This is a genomic window from Ekhidna lutea (assembly GCF_900188325.1).
Lineage (GTDB): Bacteria > Bacteroidota > Bacteroidia > Cytophagales > Cyclobacteriaceae > Ekhidna > Ekhidna lutea.
Window position 1 is genome coordinate 345,292 of record NZ_FZPD01000001.1, and the last position, 21,404, is coordinate 366,695.

Consider the following 21,404-nt stretch of genomic DNA (forward strand, 5'->3'; position numbering starts at 1 on the left):
CTATTGAATCTGGAATTCAACCCTTCGGTTCTTTTGTCGGTTTTCAGGGGTGTCGTTGGGCGCTTTTGGTTTGGTTTCACCAAATGCCTTGTAGGATAATCTATCTCTACTTATTCCATTTCTGATAAAGAAGTCCATTACTGCTTTGGCACGTCTTCCTGAGAGCCCCATGTTGTAGTTGGGATCACCTTTGCTATCAGTATGACCTGAAATCATGATTTTATCAATAGTTCCTCGAGTCAGGTAATCAAGCACTCGATTCAGCTCGGGATAAGAGGCCGTTTTTAGTTCTGCTTTATCAAAGTCGAAGAATATATTTTTCAACTCGATGGTTTCTCCTTTTTGGATTGGGAAGATTCGGATGAATTTTTCAACGGTATCAGACTTTTTCAAATTCACAAAGTTTAACCGTTCCGTTTCAGATATATATCCTTCAGCCTCTCCAACCAACCCATATTGCCATCCACCTTGAACGGTAAATCGGAAAGTTCCAGTTTCATTTGTTGCTGCATGACCAATATCCAGCCCATCAGGAAGTCTTTCAATTAAAACTGTGGCTCCATTCACCGGCTGTTCTGTTTTAGCATCCAGTACGGTACCAGAAACAGTAGCTATGATATCTTCTGGCACCAAATGTTCAACTGAAGAAACCAGCGGTGATACCTGATCAACAAACAGGTCTTCTACTTTGAAGCTGAAAATATCAGTGTCTTCCCCTTTTTCACCACGGGTAAAGTAAAGATTCTGCCCTGTTGTTGGGATACTGAAATATTCATCATTGCCTTCTTTGTTGATGCCAGGCCCAAGATTTTCAGGTTCAGACCATCGTTTCCAGGTATCATCCAGCTTGAAGGAAACGTAAATATCAACTCCTCCATAGCCAGTGTATCCGTCAGAGGAAAAGTAAAGGGTTCGACCATCCTCAGCCATAAAAGGAGATTCATCTTCACCAAGTGTATTGATATCATCACCCAGGTTCATTGGCTCAGTCCAGGTGCCATCATTTTTTTTGAAAGACACATATAAATCTCTTCCACCATACGTATCATCTCTTTCAGCAGACATTATCATTGCTTCCCCACCTGGCGCTAAAAAGAAGTCGGCATTTGGAGAGTAATTGTATTCATTTTCAATCTCAATTGAAGTCGGGTCTGCAAACGTATCACCCTCCTTAGTGGACATTGAAACCCCAGTGTACATTCTGCCTTTTTTACCATATCTGTTTCCAAGGATCAATACTTCCTTACCATCTACCATGCTCATGGAACTAATGAAATTGGGTCCCTTTGTATTAAGTGGAGGCCCAACGTTTTTAGCAGGAAGCCACTCACCAGTTTCTTCATCTAGCTCCGACACCCAGATGTCTTCAGCATCATTTACTCCCCCAACATTATCAGGGTGAAACTGTCTGGAGAAGTAAAGTTTTTTTCCGTCTGGAGAAATGATCGGGCTATGCTCAACATAGTCACTATTTACATTGGTACTTAGCTTTTCAGCATCCACTGCGCTGTTTACACCAGGAGCCAAATTTAAGAGGACATTTATTGGAATGTTTGAAGCTGAAATACCAATGGCATCAATCGCATTGTACCCCTCCGAAACACTACAATCCAATACAACTCTTACTGCCTCTATAGCATATGGTGTTTCTTCAAAAAATAGATTTAAAAGTCGTGATTCAATTGGTAGATCTCTGGCTGTTAACTCAAAAAGCGTGTATTCATTGTATTCACTGTCATACCCATACACTGCTTTGACTGCACCCGGATTTTCTGACTCGGCTATAGCTACCTGCTTGGCCTTGATAGGTGTTTGAAAAGAAACCATAATGAATTCTTCCTTATCCTGGCTTTTTGGTCTCCATGCGTTCGGGTTTTCACCTCCATTTGGAAGGACATTTGGTCGATGCAAAGTTTGAATCGCCGAAAACTCATAGGGAGAATACTCCGAAGAGACATCAACAACCTGTGTACCCCAGGCTACTGTCTCTTGTGCTTTGGCAATGCTAAATGCAAGTAAGCCAATGATAATAAAGTAGATCTTTTTCATGTGTTTTGGGTTAACGACGAATTACTCTTACTTCTACTCTTCTGTTGAGTGCTTTCGCCTCATCAGATCTATCCTGGGTTACTGGTTGAGTGCCACCAAAAGCTTTAGTGAAAATTCTGCTTTTCTTCACTTTTTGGTCGATGAGGTATTCTTGAACCGCCAACACTCTTGCCTCAGAGAGTCTCATGTTGGCATCAGGATTACCTGCAAAATCCGTATGGCCTTCAAGTTGAATAACAATGGATGGATTTTCATTCATCCAAATAGCAAGCTCATTCAGTTCTGAAAATGAGCTGGGTGAGATTTGATCGCTACCACGAGCGAAAATAAGATTTTCAAGTTTTCGCAACTCTACTATGTCTTCTTCAATGTAGAGATTGTTGATTTGGTTATCCAGAACCTTTATCTCTTGTTGAAATTTCTTGAAGCCACTTTTTGTAACAGAGAAGTTATAGGTTTTACCTTTTATTAGCTGGATTTCATATGAACCATCAGGTTTGGTTGAAGCCATACCCATGTCATCATAATAAGGCAATTTTTCATAAAGGATATTGCCAGCTACAGGCGTTGAGTCCTGGGCTTTTAGCATTTTGCCCTGCACCAGCACCAGAGTATCATTTGAAACTTGCGCAAATGTTGTGGTAACTAAGGCGAGCGAAAAAATGGCAAACGAATAAATTTTTCGCATTGTAATTGGATGATTTTAGCCAAAATAACTCAAATAAATGCAAAAACTAAAGAATAATTAAGCGTTTCGTTAAACCTAATCCATATATAGTGCCATTCTATGGGGTAGGATTATCTTCAGATTCGGATGGGATTTTTGCAAGCAATACTTCTTCTGCCACATAATTGATTCCGTCTAAGCGTGTTTTGATAGAATCACTAACTAATTTGAATGATGCAATTTGAGTAGAATCGATTCCGCCGGACGAAGGGATGTCTACTTTCAATGCATCTACCTGTCTGCCGTTTTTCCAAAAACGGTAACATAGGTGAGGGCCATTTGCCAGCCCCGTGCTACCTACATAGCCAATAGTTTGACCTTGCTTCACACTTGTTCCGGGACGGATTCCTCTGGCAATTTTGGACATGTGCAAGTACTGGGTGGTGTAGTTGCTGTTGTGCCTGATTTTTACGTAGTTGCCGTTTCCACCGTGGTACCTGGCCTCTAAAACCACTCCATCACCAACCGTGCGAATGGGAGTACCTGTAGGGGCAGCATAGTCAGTGCCCAGGTGGGCTTTATATCTTTTTTGAACAGGGTGGAATCTTCTCAAGGAATAGCGAGAACTTATTCGTGAATAATTTAGCGGAGCTCTGAGCAATGTTTTTCTCAGGCTGTTCCCCTCTTCATCAAAGTAATCGACTTTTTCTTCAGCCTGATAGGGAATGGCGTAATAGGGCTTACCCCAGTGTTCAAAGTATGCACCTTTAATGCTTCTAACTCCAATGACCTGATCATCAACCACCTCTTCTTCATAGATTAATTTAAACTTGTCTCCTTTTGCAATCCTAAAAAAATCAACCTGCCATGCAAAAACATCCACAAGCTGATGGACAAGTAGTGGACTCGCTCCCTGGTCTAATATCGAGTTGTAAAGCGATGAGTTGATCTCTGCAGCTAATGAGCGTTCCCTGATTTTAATCGGCTTTTGGGTAAGCTCAGCATAAATGCTATCCTTCAGATTGTATACCACAAATTCTGCTGGAGAAGGCTCGAATATAAATTGTAATGCAGTTTTTAATGAGTCTCGATCGTGAATGATGGAGTAGTTAGACCCTGCTTTAAGCTTCCTGACATCATAAACATCCTTTGATCTTTCTGCTAGAATGTGAATATCCTGAAAGGAAATGTTGAATGCTGAGAGAATTTCAGAAAGGTTTTGGCTCCATTTTACCCGTCCTTCGACCACCTCAAAAGAATCGATGGGAAAGCCATAGTATAGTGTTGGTAACTGAAATATGGTCGAGTCTATTTCTATCTCACCGATATATTCTTCCGGTTCAGTGATCGGAAAATTGATATACAGTGCAGAAATAAGTGCGATGGTTAGTCCGGTGATTACCAGCCAGATTCTCGTTTTTCTCATGCAATTAGCTTGATGACGCTACAAAACTGTGTTTTTTCGATGGTTTTCCAAGGCTTTATCCAGAAAATCCACAAAAGCGGAAACATCCAGGTTGTATGCTTTTGGTTTTACAAGAAGCTCTTCATCCTCGTTTAGGATGACATAAAAAGGCTGAGCGTTGTTGTTGAATCTGTTGATTTGGAAATCGGCATTTTGCTGGCCAATGGTTTTTTTCGTTTTGCCATCGTAGGATGACTGGTACCATTCACTTTCCGGCAGCTTAGTTCGGTCGTCAACATATAAGGCCACAAGTACAAAATTCTCGCTCAATCTTTTAAGCACAGCAGGATCTGACCAAACACGCTGTTCCATCTCCCTACAATTGACACAGCCATGTCCGGTAAAGTCAATGAAAATTGGTTTGCCCTGCTCTTTCGCACAAGCAACTGCCTGCTCATAGTCGAAATAACCTTGTAAGCCGTGAGGCCAATGTAGCAGGTCGGCATATTTTGGTTCTTCACATGTATTGCCCCCCGCTTCTGCCTCGAGGAGGTTGAAGTTGTGTGTGGCCATTGGCGGCAAGAATCCAGATAGAGATTTTAAGGGCGCACCCCACAAACCAGGTATCAGCGAGATGGTAAAGGCAAATGTGCAAATGGCAAGGATGAGCCTTGCAACAGATATCTTGTTCGAATCTGTATCACTTTTCAGTTTGATTTTACCAATAAGGTATAGTCCAAGGAGTCCAAAAATCGTGATCCAAAGAGCTATAAATACCTCCCGATCCAAAATGCCCCAATGATATGCAAGATCTGCCACGCTAAGAAACTTGAGAGCGAGAGCCAGTTCTAAGAATCCAAGCACAACTTTTACAGAATTGAGCCAGCCACCGGACTCAGGCATAGATTTTAGCCACGCAGGGAAAATGGCAAAGCCGGTAAAAGGAATCGCGAAAGCCAGCGAAAATCCAAACATCGCGGTGGTTCCCTCAATGATGCTGCCACCACTAAGCGTGTTTATCAGCGCAGTTCCAACAATTGGAAAGGTGCAGGAAAAGCTTACCAGGACCAATGTGATTGCCATGAAAAAGATGCCAACTAATCCACCACGATCAGCTTGTCGGTCTATTTTGGTCACTAGTCCTGAAGGGAGTGTAATTTCAAACAGGCCAAAAAAGGAAAGCGCGAATAAGATAAAGACAGAAAATATAATCAAGTTGAACAGCCAATGAGTACTCAACTCATTTAACGCAGTAAAGCCCCAAATGAGTGAGATCAGGAATCCCAGAAGGCTAAAAAAAACGATGATGGAAACACCGTAGATAAGTGCTTTTCCAATGCCTTCTTTCCTGGACTTACTTTGCTTTAGAAAAATGGAAACCGTGATCGGAATCATTGGATAAACGCATGGTGTTAACAATGCGACCAGACCGGCAAGAAATGCCGTTATCAGAATTGACCAAAGGCTTCCACTTTCTTCTGCTGTGGATTCAGCCTTTTTTTTTATATCACTCTTATTTGTGGTCTTCCCCAGACTGAACTCATCGTCGAACGGAATGCACTTGCCGTCAATGTCAGAGCAGACCTGATAAGAGTAGCTTCCTGTAATTGAAAAATCTTCCTTAAGTATTTTAACTTTTTGAACGAAGAGCCCTGCTTTTTTGAAGTAGGTGTATTCACCTTCCCAGAGTGAATCGTATTTTTTCTTAGCACCAACAGGCTCAGTTTCTCCAACCAACTCATACGTTTCGTTCTCATTAAATGTAAACTCCGTAAGCATTGGTCCTAAGTCAGGATCAAAGTCTGAGGAGTATAAATACCAGTTTTCCTCAATTTTTGATTTAAATCGAATTTCAACCTCATCACCAACCTGCGGGTTCTCGTTGGAGAGTTCAACTTTCCATTCAATGGGCTTGAGCACCTGACTGATTCCAGAGGCAGCAGCCAGAAACAAAAATATGAGGAAGAGGGTTTTCTTCATTGATTATGATTTAGACATATCCGTGAAAAACTGATAAAAATGTGAAATCGTTTCAATTCCTCTATAATAGTTGAATAGCCCATAGCTTTCATTCGGCGAGTGAATCGCATCTTCATTCAATCCAAAACCCATCAAAATAGAATCTAGCCCAAGCTCTTCTTTAAACAAAGCAACGATTGGAATACTTCCTCCTTCTCTTGTTGGAATTGGTTCAACCCCCCAGGATTTTTCCATCGCTTTCACAGCAGCTTTATACCCGATTGAATCCGTTGGGGTTACAGCAGGCTCTCCTCCATGATGAGGAGTGACCTTCACTTTTACTGATTTAGGAGCAATGCTTTTAAAATGTTCTTCGAAAAGTTTTGTGATTTCATCGCTTGTTTGGTCAGGGACCAATCTCATAGAAATTTTAGCATTGGCTTTTGATGGAAGCACGGTCTTGGCTCCTTCTCCAATGTAGCCGCCCCAAATACCATTCACATCCAATGTTGGGCGGATACCGGTACGCTCAATTGTCGTGTATCCTTCCTCACCCTTCACATCATCAATGTCTAAATCTTTTTTAAAGGCCTCCAGGTCAAATGGAGCTTCAGCCATTTTTGCCCGATACTCGTCAGATAGCTCTTCCACTTTATCATAAAAGCCAGGAATGGTAATTCTGCCTTTTTCATCCTGAAGCGAGGCGATCATTTGGCATAAGATATTGATTGGGTTGGCGACAGCTCCACCATAAACTCCGGAATGCAAGTCTCGATTTGGGCCTACAACTTCTACCTCCAAATAACTGAGGCCTTTCAATCCTACATTAATGGAAGGGGTCTCATTGCTGATCATTGCAGTATCCGAAATGAGAATCACATCAGCTGCTAATTTTTCTCTGTTTCCTTTTACAAATACCTCCAGATTTTCTGAACCAACCTCTTCTTCTCCTTCAATCATGAACTTCACATTGCAGGGAAGGCTGTCTGTTTTGATAAGAGCTTCGTAGGCTTTCACATGCATGTACATCTGCCCCTTATCATCGGCAGACCCGCGAGCGTAGATTTTTTCATTTTTTATAACAGGCTCAAATGGTGGAGAATCCCACAATTCGTACGGATCTGCCGGTTGCACATCGTAATGACCATAAACCAGAACTGTTGGTAGATTAGGGTCCTTGATATGCTCCGCATAGACGATAGGATAGCCAGCCGTTTCGCAGATTTCCACATGAGTGTCCAGCTTTTCAAATTGACTTTTCAGATATTCTGCTGCCTTACGCACATCTCCTGCAAATTTTTTGTCTGCACTGACGGAAGGGATTTTCAGCAATTCTAAAAGTTCATTTAAAAATCGATCTTTGTTTTCTTCTATGTAGGATACTGCACTCATGGTAATGATATTTTGAAGCGCAAACTTAGTTCAGGGGGAGGAGCATTCCATAACATTGGTTCCAATGCTTTCCATAATGGCACCTCAGAAAAGAAAAGCAGCTAACTTAGTTAAGTGAAAAAATTGTTATTCATCGTCACTTTAATTCTTTTTTCGTGTGACGAAGAGGGCTTTGGCTTGTGTGCTGGATATGATGAAAATGACCGGCAGCAAGTTTGTTTTGGAGACAAAACGCGATCTCAATGTGAAGTAATCATTGCAAATCAAGACAGCCTGAGTGGAGGTTTGAGGAAGGCAAAATATGTGCCCCTCCCTTACCCGAATGATAGTTACTCAAACCCAAACCCATCGTCATCTTCTTCTTCGATAGTTTCGAAGTTTTCGTCTTCAACGTTTATCTCGTCAGGAGAAACGAGGTTGTAAGGTTCCTTGATACCGAAATAGGTTTCTCTGAATTGATTGATAAAACCGAGTGTCTCGTTGGTATCTCCAATTGCTATGATCAATTCTCCTGGTTTCGAACTTTCAACATTTGATTTTGCTTTAACCAGCTCATTGAATTCGGCATTTGAAGAGTAGAGAATAAGCTGATTGAAAGTATAGCCAATGTAATACCAAATGCCCGGTGCAGCCTGAATGAAAAGGTTGACAATTTCAGCACCCGATTCATCTTTTTTGATTTCAAGGAAACCGTCAAGCTTGGCGTTCAAGTCATTATCATAAATATTAGAGATGGCTAGTTTGGTGGTATTATGCCAGGCTTTTTGATCCTTATTCCACTTCATTTTCACTCCAGAAATAAGCAATTGTTTTTGAAGTTCTCCTGAAACAGAAGCCAGGGCTGTATAATCTTTGAGACTGGACTGCTCATACAGTTTTGCTGTGCCATCGTTTGTGAGGTTGGCAAGTTTGTAAAGCAGCTCAATGGAAATGTCGTTTGCAAGCGGTGGACCGATTCGTTCGATGATATCGATCAAATCTGCTGCCATGATGTCAAAAGCCCCGGTTGGCGTAGGGAACTCCATTGCAAACATGGCATCAGTCGTGTACTCATTAGATTCTTTATTTCCAACTCCAAGTACAGAAGCATCCACTTTGATTTGCGTATTTATAGGGCTGATAAAATTGGCTTTTCCTTCAAAAACAATTGCTTTAGACGAGTCCACATAGAGCATGGTGTGACCTTGATACGAGGAGCCATCTGTCTTTGCTGGATTTTCAATTCTGTATGTTTGAGTAGAATCTGTATATGTGAGTACTCCGCTGGAATTGAAGAAATCAAGATCTGACCCATTTTCCTTGACTTCCATAAATGAAGAGTATAGTTCGTCTCTAATGCTCGTGTGGATTCCAGCGTAAACCTTTTCCCCGTTTTCTGACAATGCGTTATCAAAAGGAAGCTCAACATCCCGTTCACCCTCCTGCCGATCAAACTTCACCCATTGGTTATAGTCCGGATCTGCCAGGTCAAGTTTTACATAGCCATCCAGCTCAAGGGCTGGTTTGGATGCATACATGGTTACTGACCCTTTGTAGAAAAACCCGGGAGATATAACCAGGTTTTGATTTTCTAAAACCTCTCCACCTGAAACAGTCATTAGACGAGTGCTGAAGTTCCCCTTTCTATCCGCCTCCCCAACCGGTACTTCCAGCAGCTCAAAGCTGTCGAAACGAATGTCAAATGTATCGGTACCAACAATCTGTTGATAGTAGGCATTTCCTTCGAATTTGTTTCTGGAAATCACCCGTATGTTTGCACGATCCAGATAATGGTAACCATTTAGCGTGTCAATAATCACTTCTGCATTCTGGAATTGTTGCAAAACAGAATTGGCCAAAATGGTGGTTTCATGACCCTCCGGAATAATTCGGGAGTCAGCAACTGTTATATAAGGAATTCCCTGAACGTTGAGCTCCTGGGTGTTGATGTCATAGATCGCTTTTTCCGCATTGAAAGCAAGTGAATCTAAATCTTCACGAGTAGTATAGAAATAGGAATCCTCAATGGCGATATTCTCCGGTTTGGTCATGGTCACAATGGAGTCTTCCAAATCCCAAATGGCTTCCGTAATGGATGTTTTCATTTGGGCATAAGGAAATGAGATAGCAGCTACACCCACTTGTTCGGGATGAATGGTTGCAGTATTGTCTGTGAGATCAAAATCCAGCCGAATATCATCTCCCTCCATTGCAGGTTTTTCCGGGTCATTTGTTAACACTTCAAATTGTGCGTGTCTGGCACCATATTCAAATTCTTCAAAGTGCATTTCGTTTGACTCAGCTCTGGAGCCTCTTGTGAACATCGTTCCTCCTCCATAAACTCCTTTCGTAGTAATGTTGGCATAGCCTTCCAGCTCTGCTGTGGAGTTGTAAAATTTAAAAGGTTCACCAACTGTCCTCAAGTACATACTATCTTTTCTTGGTAACCAATACATATCATAGGAGCCCAAGACAGCTTCAGGATAGCTGGCGCCTTTATAAGTGCCTGGTGAAATAACCCCACCTGTTCCGTCTGTGGTCACTGAATCAGGATAATAAATGAAATCATCTGAATAAATGGTTGTTGTTAAAAAATCAATTTGTCCAAACCCTCGCATCCCTTTACTGCTTAGCCTGATTTCTTCATAAGTTTTTGCTTCAGTGCCATATAAATTGTAACCTTCTGCAGGAATTTGATGAGTAAAACCTAGTGATCGATCCCCCTGGATTCGCAAGGTTTCTGCGAAAGTTGGGAAAATACCGCCTGAATTGAATGTACCATCAAAGCTGATGCTCTCACCATCCTTACGTTCCAGACTATCTACTTCAAAAGGAGGGATGATAAATTTCACTGATTTATCATAAGCACCATCAAGCACCTCTTTCCCATCAAAATATACAATTGCTTCACTATCGGAGTTAAAATATGGATATCGTCTGTTCTCTTTAACACCGGATTTGTTGTCGCTGCTATTAATATAGAGTGTACCTGATGTTTCAGTAAGCTCATTTTTCAATGCTACTTGCTCATAGCCTCCTTCAGCGCTTGTAGTATCTCGTAGAGGAACGGTCAGCCGCATCGAATCGATCTGTGGCATATTTACCAGAAATTCACCATAGTCCAGTTGATGGCCTATTCCTTTATATTGAAAATCACCGGCATGAATCATACCATCAAACTCAAGGTTTCTTCCTTTTAAGAGCGTAAGAGTACTGTCTTTTGGCTCGCCATATATTTTGTAATCTGTAGTGAAGTAAAAACGGCTAACACCTCTGACTTTTAGTTGGCCACTATCAAGCACAAGGTGTGCGTTTGACCCATTTTTGATCTTCGATGGCACCATAATGTTATCAAAATCGACCTTTTCGGCCGATGCATCATAGTAATGAAAAGCCTTTGGGAGTAGTTTTAAATGACCTGACGAAGGTGTATAATCAGCAAACCCATATTGTGATAATAGCTTGCCGGCTCCCTGAGCAAAGCGTTCATCTATCCCGTATTCAAGAGCCAGTTCACCAACATAAAATTCCTTTACTCCATATTTTCTGGAATAGTATACTGCTGCATTGATCGGATGAAAATCCAGAAAGCGTCCTAGCTTTTGATACCTTATAACATCAAAGAAATCATCTGATTCAAATGAAGCGGGCAGTAAGTCTTTCCCATTCATGATTTCAAGAGCAATCGAATCTTCATCAAAACCCCAGGTGATAAGGTCCACATTCATTGAAAGATCGAAATAGGAAGACTTGTATGGAGTTAGGGTTGAATTACGAAGCACTTTTAGTTCACGAGTAGTCAGGTCATATTTTGCTCTTACTGACTTATGATAGATTGAGTCGCTTCCATGAAGAATTGTAATAGAGCCCTTGTCCATCGAAACAAGTGAATCACCAAGGCTAAACTCCCTAGACTTCAGCACTACTGTGTTTCCTTTTCCATCTAAAATCTTTAGGGTGCCGTTTTCTTTCGAGACAGACTTACCAAAAAGCTCATTGCCTTTCAACTGAATGCCGCCTGTGTAGCTTAGGTTTTCATTTGGTAAGTTGATTGTGTGAACAGCTTTATTAGATGTGAATATGGGGTAGCTGCTTAGGGCCCTTTTAGGGCGAGGAACACTTTTATATTCAAATACTCCCTCTACCTGATCACCTGTTAGCTGATCAAATTGAAGTGTTGCATTAGGAGTCCAAAAGTCAGAACGGTCTTTTTTCAGGTGGAATTCCTTTAGCTGGACAACCGCACCCCTGAACTTTTTGTTTTGGCCAGGCCAGTCAAGTGAGCCTTGTTCGGCTGTTAATGTTCTGTTTTTAAGTAGGAATGCTCCGTTAACACTTTTAACCCGAAGAGAATCATAGGGGGTAGCTACAACCAGCCTTGCATTTTTAATTTCAATAACCGGTCCTTCTTTTTCCGGGTGCACATATTGATACTGCTTTAGCGTGAGATAGTCTGGAACGGAAGGGGAATAACTTGGGCGCACTGCTTTAGGGGCCTCATATACCGGCTCCTCTGGTTCGGAACCCCAACTATCATTTGAATCCCCCCAGGAACTATCCCCCCATGAGTCATCATTGTTACCCCAGGAATCATCGTTATCTCCCCAGCTATCATCACCCCACGAATCGTCGGAATTTCCCCAACTATCATCATTTCCCCATGAGTCATCATTGTTGCCCCAGCTGTCATTGGTGTCCCATGAGCTATTACCCCAGGAATCATCCGCGGGTTCATCTTCTATTATTGGTATTTCATCCTCGGAGATCAAGACAATGCTATCTTCATTCACAACCTCTTCTTCAGGTATCTCTTCTTCAATAGCAACGTACTCATCCAAAAGCTTAAACTCATAAGATCCTTCGGGAGCCAAAACTGCCAGGTTCTTATCAAGACTTAAATATCTACGTGCGAAGTAGATATTAAGTCCAAACAAAAAATCTTTGTATTCGGATCTGGATAATGTGCGTACTACCTGCTCGTTGATTTCCAGAACTTTATCCAATTGATCTCTTTGCAGGTTTTCTTGTGCTACTGAGTAGGCCAGATAGGTAAAGTAATGGTAGAAGTAAGGGTAAAATTTATAGCCCTTTTGCTGCATGGTCAAAGCTATTTTGTGTGCTTTGTCTTGCTGGGCTGATGTAAACTTACTGTCCCATGCATTTTGAAAATCAAAAGCAATTTTGTTTGCTGACTCTGTGCCAATAGCTTTTAATTTGGCAATAGCCTGTGCCCGAAATTCTGTCTTATCATCAGAGTATCGCTGTGCCTGAGCATTTGAAATGACTAGCACAAAAGCCAAAACGGAAAGTAATAGCGGTCGCATCAAGCGTTAAAGATATTTATAAGTCCCCACTGTACCGTAAATAAACGATGGTTTTAGATGGAGCGTTTTTCCAGGGCCAGCATTGCCCACTTATCTCTGGTAGTGGAGTGGATCTTTTTTAACCCTATTTCGTTGGCCTGTTTTTCCAAATCTTCAATATCAGATTCGTAAAAACCACTTAAAATCAGATGCCCTTTGTCAACTAGTCTTTCAGCATAATCATTCATCTGATCCATCAACACATTTTTGTTGATGTTGGCTATCACAATATCATAATCGGAATCCTTGACCTCAGCAATCTGTCCCTTGATCAACGTTACATCCTTTACATCATTCAACGAAAAATTCTCCTCACTATTTTCAATGCACCAATCATCAATATCTGTAGCAGCGATGTTAGAAGCTCCTCTTTTCTCCGCCATGATGGCCAGGATGCCCGTGCCGGTTCCCACATCCAGGACTCTTTTCCCCTTGTGGTCTAGTGTCATCTGATAATCTAGTACCTGGTAAGTTGTAGCGTGATGCCCTGTACCGAAGGACATCTTTGGAGTAACGATGATTTCGTACTCGAACTGAGGTTGAGGCTTATGAAAAGAAGCTCGCACTATGCATTTGTCTCCAACGATTATCGGGTCATAGTTTTTTTCCCACTCTTCGTTCCAATTGACCTTTTCTTGCTCCTTAACAGTGAATGCGACGTTGGAATATTGACTAAACAATGCTTCAACCTTACCATCATCAAACTGCGATTGCTCGCAGCTCCCCTCAAATCCATCATCAAACTCCTGAAAGGAATCGAATCCTACTTCAAAAAGCTCGGCTATTAGCACGTCTATTAGTGCCTGGTCACATGTTACTTTGATGGTTATAAAATCCATCAGTCAAATGCCTTTACAATATTTGTAAAATCACGTGATTTCAAACTTGCACCTCCTATAAGGCCTCCGTCAACGTCTGGTTGAGAAAAAATTTCTTTTGCATTATCAGGCTTTACGCTACCACCATATAAAATGGAGATACCGTCAGCTACCGCCTGAGAATACTTATCTGCAATTTGTTTTCTGATGAATGCATGCATCTCCTGCGCTTGCTCTGCACTGGCGGTTTTCCCTGTTCCAATCGCCCAAACAGGTTCGTAAGCGATTACAACATTTTTGATATTTTCTTCCGAAAGACCGAACAATGCTTTTTCAACCTGTGACCCAACAAACTTTTCATGATCTCCTGCTTCACGCACTTCCAGTCGTTCCCCACAACAAAAAATAGGTTTCAAATTGTTTTCAAGAGTAAATGCCACTTTTTCAGAAAGAAGCTCGTCCGTTTCACCGAAATATTCGCGGCGTTCGCTATGTCCAAGAATGACATAAGTAGCTCCACAGGATACCAACATAGCGGCAGAAACTTCGCCTGTGTATGCACCGCTTTTAGATTGATGGCAATTTTGTGCTCCAAGGAAAATCCGCTCCGAAGACCCAATAAGGCTTTGGATTCCTGTCAGGTGAATAAATGGAGGAATAAGTATGACTTCAGCATCGTTATTAACCTCATCCTCTACCATGTGAATGACTTCAGAAGCCAATTTTTTCCCCTCGGGAAGGGTGCAATTCATTTTCCAGTTTCCAGCTACAATATTTTTTCTCATCCCAATGTTAATTTTTCAGACTGCAATGATACTAACGGAGTGTCATTAACACATTTAGAATGCAGCTTTTCTAGCTCATAGGCATAGAAGTCTGTCTCATCGATTAGTAATTCACTTATTGATAAAAATCAATCAATTCTTGGCAACTTGGTGGAAGATTAATGTATTGACCTAATGAAAGATGTTGTAAAATTCAGGGCGCTTATTGGAATCGCTCAGGCAGACGGGGATTTTGATAGTGCCGAAAAGGAATTTATTCGAAATTTGGCTGAGCTGGAAGGATTATCCATGAAGGAGCTAAAAGAGCTGCTTCAAACCGCAGACAAAACCGGCAACCTTGTCAAAGATCTGGATTTTGATGATAAAATAGACATCCTTACCTACATGGTGAAGCTTATGAAAATCGATGGGAAGGTCCTCATTAGTGAAATTAAATTTTGTGAAAAGGTTGCCAGAGGACTTGGATTTGAAGAAAAATCAATCGGGTTTTTATCAGGAATTATTGAAGGCAACCCAACAGACACACCAAACTTCGGCAGTATCAAACACCGAATGAGAAAGTACATTATAGAGTAGTTAAAGTTTCTCCTTCAGATACTGAGCAGTATAATTGTCTTTCAACTTCGCCAAATCCTCAGGTAATCCGGCAAAGCACACATTACCGCCTTCTTCGCCACCTTCTGGTCCAAGGTCGATGATCCAGTCCGCATTTTTGATTACCTCGGTATTGTGCTCAATGATCACCACTGAATTGCCTCCATCTACCAGAGCATTTATCGCATCTAAAAGCTTTTTTATGTCATGAAAGTGGAGGCCGGTTGTAGGCTCATCAAAGATGAAAAGGATGTGGTCGGTATTGTTTGTTTTGCTTCCTTTGGAAAGGAAAGAGGCAAGTTTTACTCGTTGAGCTTCCCCACCACTCAAAGAGTTTGATCCCTGTCCCAATTTCACATACCCAAGTCCCACATCAAAAAGTGGTTGCAGCTTGTTAGTGATGGAGTTGTTTCCTTCGAAGAATTCAAGTGCTTCTCGAACGGATAAATTTAGTACATCGGCAATGTTCTTGTCGTTGTATTTGACTTCCAGAATTTCTTTTTTGAACCGCTTACCACCACAGTTCTCGCAGGTCAGGTGTAGGTCTGCCATAAACTGCATCTCTATTTTTACCGTGCCTTCGCCTTCGCAGACTTCACAACGACCACCATCCACGTTGAAAGAGAAATGAGCAGGTTTGAAGTTGTTGGTTTTAGATAGTGGCTGATCTGAGAAAAGCTGACGGATAGCATCATAGGCTTTCACATACGTCACTGGGTTAGATCGAGAACTTTTTCCGATCGGGTTTTGATCCACAAACTCGACCTGAGTCACCTTCTTGTAATTGCCGGTCAGGTTAGTGAATTTTCCTGAAGCTTCACCGATCAGACCAAGCTGCTTCCCGATAGCAGGATGAATGATCTTGCGAACCAATGTGGACTTACCCGAACCACTTACACCCGTAACAACAGTCAGCACCCCAAGGGGTACTTCCACATCGATATTTTTTAGATTGTTCTCTCTCGCTCCCTCGATTTGAATCGAGCTGCGCCATGGTCTTCGTCTTTCCGGAACCGGAATCGATTCTTTTCCTTGGAGGTACTTAGATGTGTAGGAATTGGTCTCTCCATTCATGTCGGAGGTCTTGCCCTGGAAGACAAGTTCTCCTCCAAACACCCCAGCATCGGGACCAATGTCGATGATCTGATCTGCTGCCTCCATCACCTTCTCTTCGTGCTCAACCACAATCACAGTATTGCCAACATCTCGTAACGTTTTCAATACATCAATCAATCGATCAGTATCGCGAGGATGAAGACCGATACTTGGCTCATCTAAAATATACATGGAGCCAACCAACGCACTACCCAAAGATGTCGCCAATTTGATTCGTTGATATTCTCCCCCCGAAAGCGTGCTGGTCAATCGATTTAATGTCAGGTATCCAAGTCCTACCTGATCGAGATAGGAAAGTCGATTTTTAATTTCTTCCAGAATCCGTTTAGCTACTTTTTCATCATGCTTGCTCAGCTTTATTGAGTCGAAAAACGGACGGAGTTTTGTCACCGGCATCAACACTAAATCTGTGATGGATCGCTTATCAATCTTCACATAGCTGGCATCCTTCCTCAGCTTAGTTCCTCTGCAATCAGGGCAGGTCGTTTTACCTCTGTACCGGGAAAGCATTACCCGGTACTGAATCTTGTGCAGCTTCGATTCCAAGTGAGCGAAGAACTTATTAAGCCCCTCAAAATATTCATTGCCTGTCCAGAGGAGATCGTATTGCTCCTGAGTAAGCTCCGCTATTGGTCGGTGAATTGGAAAGTCAAATCGGATACCATCACGAAGTAAAGGCTCGGCCCACTTTTTCATGGTCTCCCCTTTCCATGGAGCGATGGCCCCTTCATACACAGAAAGGTTGCGATCTGGAATCACCAAATCAGGATCGATTCCTAACACTCGACCAAAACCTTCGCACTTTCTACATGCTCCATACGGGTTATTGAAGCTAAAAAAATTGACAGAAGGCTCTTCGAAGACGATTCCATCCAGCTCAAAACGATCCGAAAAATTCTTTTTCCCTTTACCAACTATTGTGACTAAACAATCCCCTTCCCCTTCGAAGAAGGCGGTTTGAACGGAATCAGCTAATCGAAACTGTGTTGCCTCATCGTTTTGAACTACGGCCCGATCAATGAGGATTTCAACATTTCCCTTTGGGTTTTCCTTGCTGTCAAGGACATCCTGGATATATGCAACTTCATTATCAATAAGCACCCGGTTGTACCCTTTGCTCATCAGAATCTGAAACTCCTTTGTAAGGGTGCGCTTGTCTTTTTGCTTTAGCGGGGTGGTAATCATCAGCTTTGACCCTTCCTCATGGGAAAGCATGTAGTCAACAACATCTGTGACGCTATCTTTTTTTACTGCTTTGCCGGAAACAGGAGAAATGGTTTTGCCAATTCTGGCAAATAACAACTTGAGATAATCGTAGATCTCCGTAGTGGTACCAACAGTAGATCTTGGATTCCGTGAAGAAACTTTTTGTTCAATAGCGATGGCCGGAGCTACGCCTTTAATGTAATCCACTTCAGGCTTCTCCATTCTTCCCAAAAACTGGCGGGCGTAGGAACTCAGGCTCTCTACATATTTTCTTTGGCCTTCTGCAAAAAGCGTATCAAATGCCAGTGATGACTTGCCAGAACCCGACAATCCTGTGATCACTACAAGCTGATCGCGAGGAATGGCGACATCCAGATTTTTCAGGTTATTCACCCGTGCACCTTTGATGATGATGTATTCTTTGGGATCTAGTTTGTCGATTTTTCCAACCATTTTAGGGGTGTGCTTGTCTAAGAAACACTAACTAAGGAATTCAGTTTCAGCAGCCGCAAAAATAAGGTGCATACTTTTCTGAGTTGTTGAAATTTTATATTCTTGCCGCGATAAATTATTTCTAACCCTAAACCCCACAATATGATATAGACCTCTACGTTAACAAACAGGTGAATTACATGAATAAGACAAGTTTGAATGATAGCGAATTGCTATCCCTCTACATTGGAGGAAACGAAGAGGCATTTGAGGAACTCCTCAATCGTCATAAAGACAGGGTTTTTACCACTATCTATTTAATAGTAAAAGACAGGTACACTGCCGAAGATCTCATGCAGGAGGTTTTCATTAAGGCTATTCGTACCATCAAATCCGGCAGGTATAATGAGGAAGGAAAATTTCTTCCATGGATTCTCAGAATCGCTCATAACCTGTCCATAGACCACTTTCGAAAAGCGAAGCGCTATCCGATGATCGTGATGGAGGATGGAAGCAGCGTGTTTAATACGCTTGATTTCTCAGAGTCGTCTATTGAAGAAGAACATATCAAACAAGATACCTACAACCTTCTGAAAGCCTACATCAAAGATTTACCGGACTCACAGCGTGAGGTGTTGGTTATGCGACACTACATGAAAATGAGCTTCCAGGAAATTGCTGATGCAACAGATGTAAGTATCAATACGGCGCTAGGAAGGATGAGGTATGCTTTGATAAACTTGAGAAAAAAGTTTGAGCAAACCCAAAACGCGTATGACAAAAACCTTTACAGAAAATGATTTAGTAAGATTTCTATACGACGAGCTAAATGAGGACGAGCGATTGGAGATGAGAGAATCGCTGTGTGCTGACATGGAACTCCGAGCAAGACTGGATGAATTGGAAGAAGCAAAATTTGCTTTGGATGCTGTGACATTTAAAGCGCCGAGTGATGTTGTTTCCAGGATTCTTTACGCATCGAAAAACCTTCAGTCGATTTAGTGTAGAATAAAACTCAGTGTCACACTGAGCTTGTCGAAGTGTCTTTCATATAAAAAAGGTTTCGACAGGCTCAACCTGACAGTTTATTCTACTCTATTTTTGGTTATATGACCAAGAAGGAGCGGTACGAAGCATTCGTCAAATACTTTTCAGAATCTTATCCCCAACCGGAAACCGAGTTGCAATACTCCAATCCGTTTGAGCTACTTGTTGCAGTCGTGCTTAGCGCACAGTGCACAGACGCAAGGATCAATAAAGTTACGCCTGCTCTGTTCCGTGATTTTCCAACTCCAGAGTATATGGCCTCCAGCCACTTTGATGAGTTGTTCCCTTATATCCGCAGCGTGTCCTATCCGAACAATAAGACGAAGCACCTCCTTGCATTAAGTAAGAAGCTTGTGGAGGAATTCAACTCAGAAATTCCCACAACGATCAAAGAGCTGACTTCTCTTCAAGGAGTTGGACGGAAGACAGCCAATGTAATAGTGTCTGTACTGTACAATCAGCCAGCGATGGCTGTGGACACGCATGTGTTTAGAGTATCAAAAAGATTGGGGTTAGTTACCCAAACAGCCAAAACTCCTCTGGAGGTTGAAAGGCAGCTTGTAAAACATATTCCTGAAGAGTACATCTCACGAGCGCATCACTGGCTGATCTTGCATGGCAGATATGTCTGTCTGGCCAGAAAACCTCAATGTGAAAAGTGTGAGATTATTCACTTCTGTAAGTACTTTGAGAAGAACAAACTCTAAAGAAAGATCACAAAATTGAAATTAAGTTCAAATATTCCCTGATCTGAAAATTGTTCATTTAAGCTTACGTTGTATCTCATTGTAGGCTCAAAAGAAAGATTCTTATTTAGAAAAGCAGCATATCCTAGCTGAAAACCCAACCACAATGGTTCAACCTTGGATCCGGTGGTGCTTCCATTAATATCGATTTGAATAGGGGTGTTCCATTTCGTATAGTACTTAAAGCCCGTTTTGTAAGTGATATAATCGGCATCTTCAATTTTAGTATACCCAAGTCCAAACTTCAATGCAGCCCTGTCCTCTATAAAGCATCCAGCATCGGCCCCAATAGAAAAAAGTGTAATTCCTTCGGATGAAAACAGATTCAAACCGGTAGAACCTCCCTGTTTAAGGTTGTTGTTTTGAAAGGGAGACGTTCCCAATTCTAAAAGCCAGGAGCCTTTTTGGGTGACATCCTGCGCGAAAGCAAAATACGTTGTTAACGTAACGAATAGAAGAGTTATGTTTTTTTTCATATTATTTTGGGGATCCAGAGGTCGAACTGTTCTATAGTTAAAGTAAACGAATGAATAAGACAGTTACTCGAAAAGAAAAAAATTCTTTTTAATAATCAATGATCTTTAAGGTGTGAAAATTCTCTACGTCCATCAATATTTCAAAACTCCCGAGGAGGGAGGTTCTATCCGATCCTACTATCTGGCTAAAGGATTAGTAGATGCTGGTCATGAGGTGACGATGATTACCGCACATAATGCCTCCTATGAAGTCAAAAAAATAGATGGTATAGAAGTACACTACTTACCTGTCCTTTACGATAATAGTTATGGCTTTTTTCAACGAATCTGGGCGTTTTATCTCTTTGTAAGGTTTGCCAGAAAGGAAGCTAAAAAACTTTCCAAACACGACCTTGCTTATGTGATGACCACTCCTCTGACAACAGGGTTTATTGCAACCTATCTAAAAAAAGAACTAGATCTTCCATACTATTTTGAGGTAGGTGATTTGTGGCCGGAAGCGCCTGTTAAAATGGGGGTTATCAAAAACCATTTTGTAAAGAAGTGGCTCTATTCTCTCGAAAAAAGATTCTACTTTGAAGCGGATAAGGTTATCGCACTTTCTCCCGCTATTCGCAACTATATAGAGCGTGTCAGTCCACACACCAAAGTGTATGTAATACCTAATATGGCGGATTGTTCATTTTTTGACGCAGATTATAGTGTAGGAGATTTCAGTGAAAATAACCAGTTTCAAATCACCTATTGTGGAGCGCTGGGGAAGGCAAATCAATTGGAGTATTTTATTGATGCAGCAAAGCAATCGAGAGAAGAAAATCTACCAGTGCATTTTAACATTATTGGGTATGGTTCTGAGTTGAAGCGATTGAAGTCATTAGCAAAAAGACTAAAGAATGTCTCTTTCTATCCGCATTCCAGCAAGCAATGCGTGAAAAACCTACTAGCCAAAAGCGATGCTGTATACGTTTCTTTCAAAGATGTGAAGGTGTTGGGCACGGGTAGTCCGAATAAACTATTTGATTCTCTTGCAGCAGGTAAGCTTACCATCATCAATTTTGATGGCTGGATCAAAATCCTGATCAAAAAGAACAAATGCGGCTTCCACCACAACCCATATTCCAAAACGGAGTTTGTCCGAAAGCTAAAGGTCTTTTTGGATTCTCCTGAACTACTAGCCAAGTATCAACGAAATGGCCGAAAACTCGCAGAGCTTTACTACGACAAAGACATTCAGATCACCAAGCTTCTGAAAATCCTCAACAACGAATACAAGTTTGAGGTGACAGATTCAGAGGTGTATATCCTTACTGCCTAGGCAACTATGGTTTATCTTTAGATTATTTCCCATCTCTTTTTAGCTATATTATCCC

At 41.7% G+C, this 21,404-nt stretch carries 15 protein-coding genes; 5 read left to right on the forward strand and 10 right to left on the reverse strand.

All coding sequences use genetic code 11. The features are described from left to right. From CHB71_RS01500 to tpiA, 8 genes are all read right to left on the reverse strand, one after another. Nucleotides 1-2,049 carry an OmpA family protein gene (locus tag CHB71_RS01500; protein ID WP_089355110.1) on the reverse strand — a complete coding sequence of 683 codons (2,049 nt, stop codon included), beginning with the start codon at nt 2,047-2,049 and terminating at the stop codon, nt 1-3. A gap of 10 nt (nt 2,050-2,059) precedes the next feature. After that, nucleotides 2,060-2,737 carry an OmpA family protein gene (locus CHB71_RS01505; protein ID WP_089355111.1) on the reverse strand — a complete coding sequence of 226 codons (678 nt, stop codon included), beginning with the start codon at nt 2,735-2,737 and terminating at the stop codon, nt 2,060-2,062. Nucleotides 2,738-2,834: 97 nt separating this feature from the next. Then, nucleotides 2,835-4,142: a peptidoglycan DD-metalloendopeptidase family protein gene (locus tag CHB71_RS01510; protein WP_089355112.1), complete on the reverse strand. Its 1,308-nt coding sequence runs from the start codon at nt 4,140-4,142 to the stop codon at nt 2,835-2,837. An 18-nt stretch (nt 4,143-4,160) separates the two neighbouring features. Beyond that, nucleotides 4,161-6,101 carry a protein-disulfide reductase DsbD family protein gene (locus tag CHB71_RS01515; RefSeq protein ID WP_089355113.1) on the reverse strand — a complete coding sequence of 647 codons (1,941 nt, stop codon included), beginning with the start codon at nt 6,099-6,101 and terminating at the stop codon, nt 4,161-4,163. 3 nt (nt 6,102-6,104) lie between these two features. Continuing rightward, nucleotides 6,105-7,472: a dipeptidase gene (locus CHB71_RS01520; protein WP_089355114.1), complete on the reverse strand. Its 1,368-nt coding sequence runs from the start codon at nt 7,470-7,472 to the stop codon at nt 6,105-6,107. A 329-nt stretch (nt 7,473-7,801) separates the two neighbouring features. Next, nucleotides 7,802-12,775, reverse strand: a complete 4,974-nt coding sequence (locus tag CHB71_RS01525; protein ID WP_089355115.1) for a hypothetical protein — start codon at nt 12,773-12,775, stop codon at nt 7,802-7,804. Nucleotides 12,776-12,828: 53 nt separating this feature from the next. Continuing rightward, entirely contained in the window at nt 12,829-13,653 is an 825-nt protein-coding gene (gene prmA, locus CHB71_RS01530; protein WP_089355116.1) for a 50S ribosomal protein L11 methyltransferase, read from the reverse strand. Further along, nucleotides 13,653-14,417 (reverse strand): triose-phosphate isomerase, encoded by a 765-nt coding sequence (gene tpiA / locus CHB71_RS01535; RefSeq protein WP_089355117.1) that lies wholly within the window; start codon nt 14,415-14,417, stop codon nt 13,653-13,655. Before tpiA ends, prmA begins: the two co-directional genes overlap by 1 nt. Before the next feature lie 174 nt (nt 14,418-14,591). Between tpiA and CHB71_RS01540 the strand changes: the two genes are divergently transcribed. After that, complete coding sequence (locus tag CHB71_RS01540) at nt 14,592-14,993, forward strand: tellurite resistance TerB family protein (protein WP_089355118.1); 402 nt, start codon at nt 14,592-14,594, stop codon at nt 14,991-14,993. Here the strand turns inward: CHB71_RS01540 and uvrA are convergent, their stop codons facing one another. Further along, on the reverse strand, nt 14,994-17,786 hold the full coding sequence (gene uvrA, locus CHB71_RS01545) for an excinuclease ABC subunit UvrA (protein WP_089355119.1): 2,793 nt from the start codon (nt 17,784-17,786) through the stop codon (nt 14,994-14,996). It lies immediately after the preceding gene. 179 nt (nt 17,787-17,965) lie between these two features. On the opposite strand from uvrA, the gene CHB71_RS01550 reads away from it, so the two are divergent. From CHB71_RS01550 to nth, 3 genes are all read left to right on the forward strand, one after another. Next, entirely contained in the window at nt 17,966-18,565 is a 600-nt protein-coding gene (locus CHB71_RS01550; RefSeq protein WP_089355120.1) for an RNA polymerase sigma factor, read from the forward strand. After that, nucleotides 18,540-18,767: an anti-sigma factor gene (locus CHB71_RS01555; RefSeq protein ID WP_089355121.1), complete on the forward strand. Its 228-nt coding sequence runs from the start codon at nt 18,540-18,542 to the stop codon at nt 18,765-18,767. The genes CHB71_RS01550 and CHB71_RS01555 overlap by 26 nt, the downstream gene beginning before the upstream one ends. 107 nt (nt 18,768-18,874) lie before the next feature. Then, a complete protein-coding gene (gene nth, locus CHB71_RS01560; RefSeq protein ID WP_089355122.1) occupies nt 18,875-19,519 on the forward strand; it encodes an endonuclease III in 645 nt (214 codons plus the stop codon). Here the strand turns inward: nth and CHB71_RS01565 are convergent. Beyond that, complete coding sequence (locus CHB71_RS01565; protein WP_089355123.1) at nt 19,516-20,034, reverse strand: hypothetical protein; 519 nt, start codon at nt 20,032-20,034, stop codon at nt 19,516-19,518. The two genes, nth and CHB71_RS01565, sit on opposite strands and share 4 nt — an antisense overlap. A 112-nt stretch (nt 20,035-20,146) precedes the next feature. Here CHB71_RS01565 and CHB71_RS01570 point away from each other — a divergent pair, with 112 nt between their 5' ends. Next, the gene (locus CHB71_RS01570; protein ID WP_089355124.1) at nt 20,147-21,349 is read left to right on the forward strand and encodes a glycosyltransferase family 4 protein; all 1,203 of its coding nucleotides are present in this window, start codon (nt 20,147-20,149) and stop codon (nt 21,347-21,349) included. The last annotated feature ends 55 nt before the right edge of the window (nt 21,350-21,404 follow it).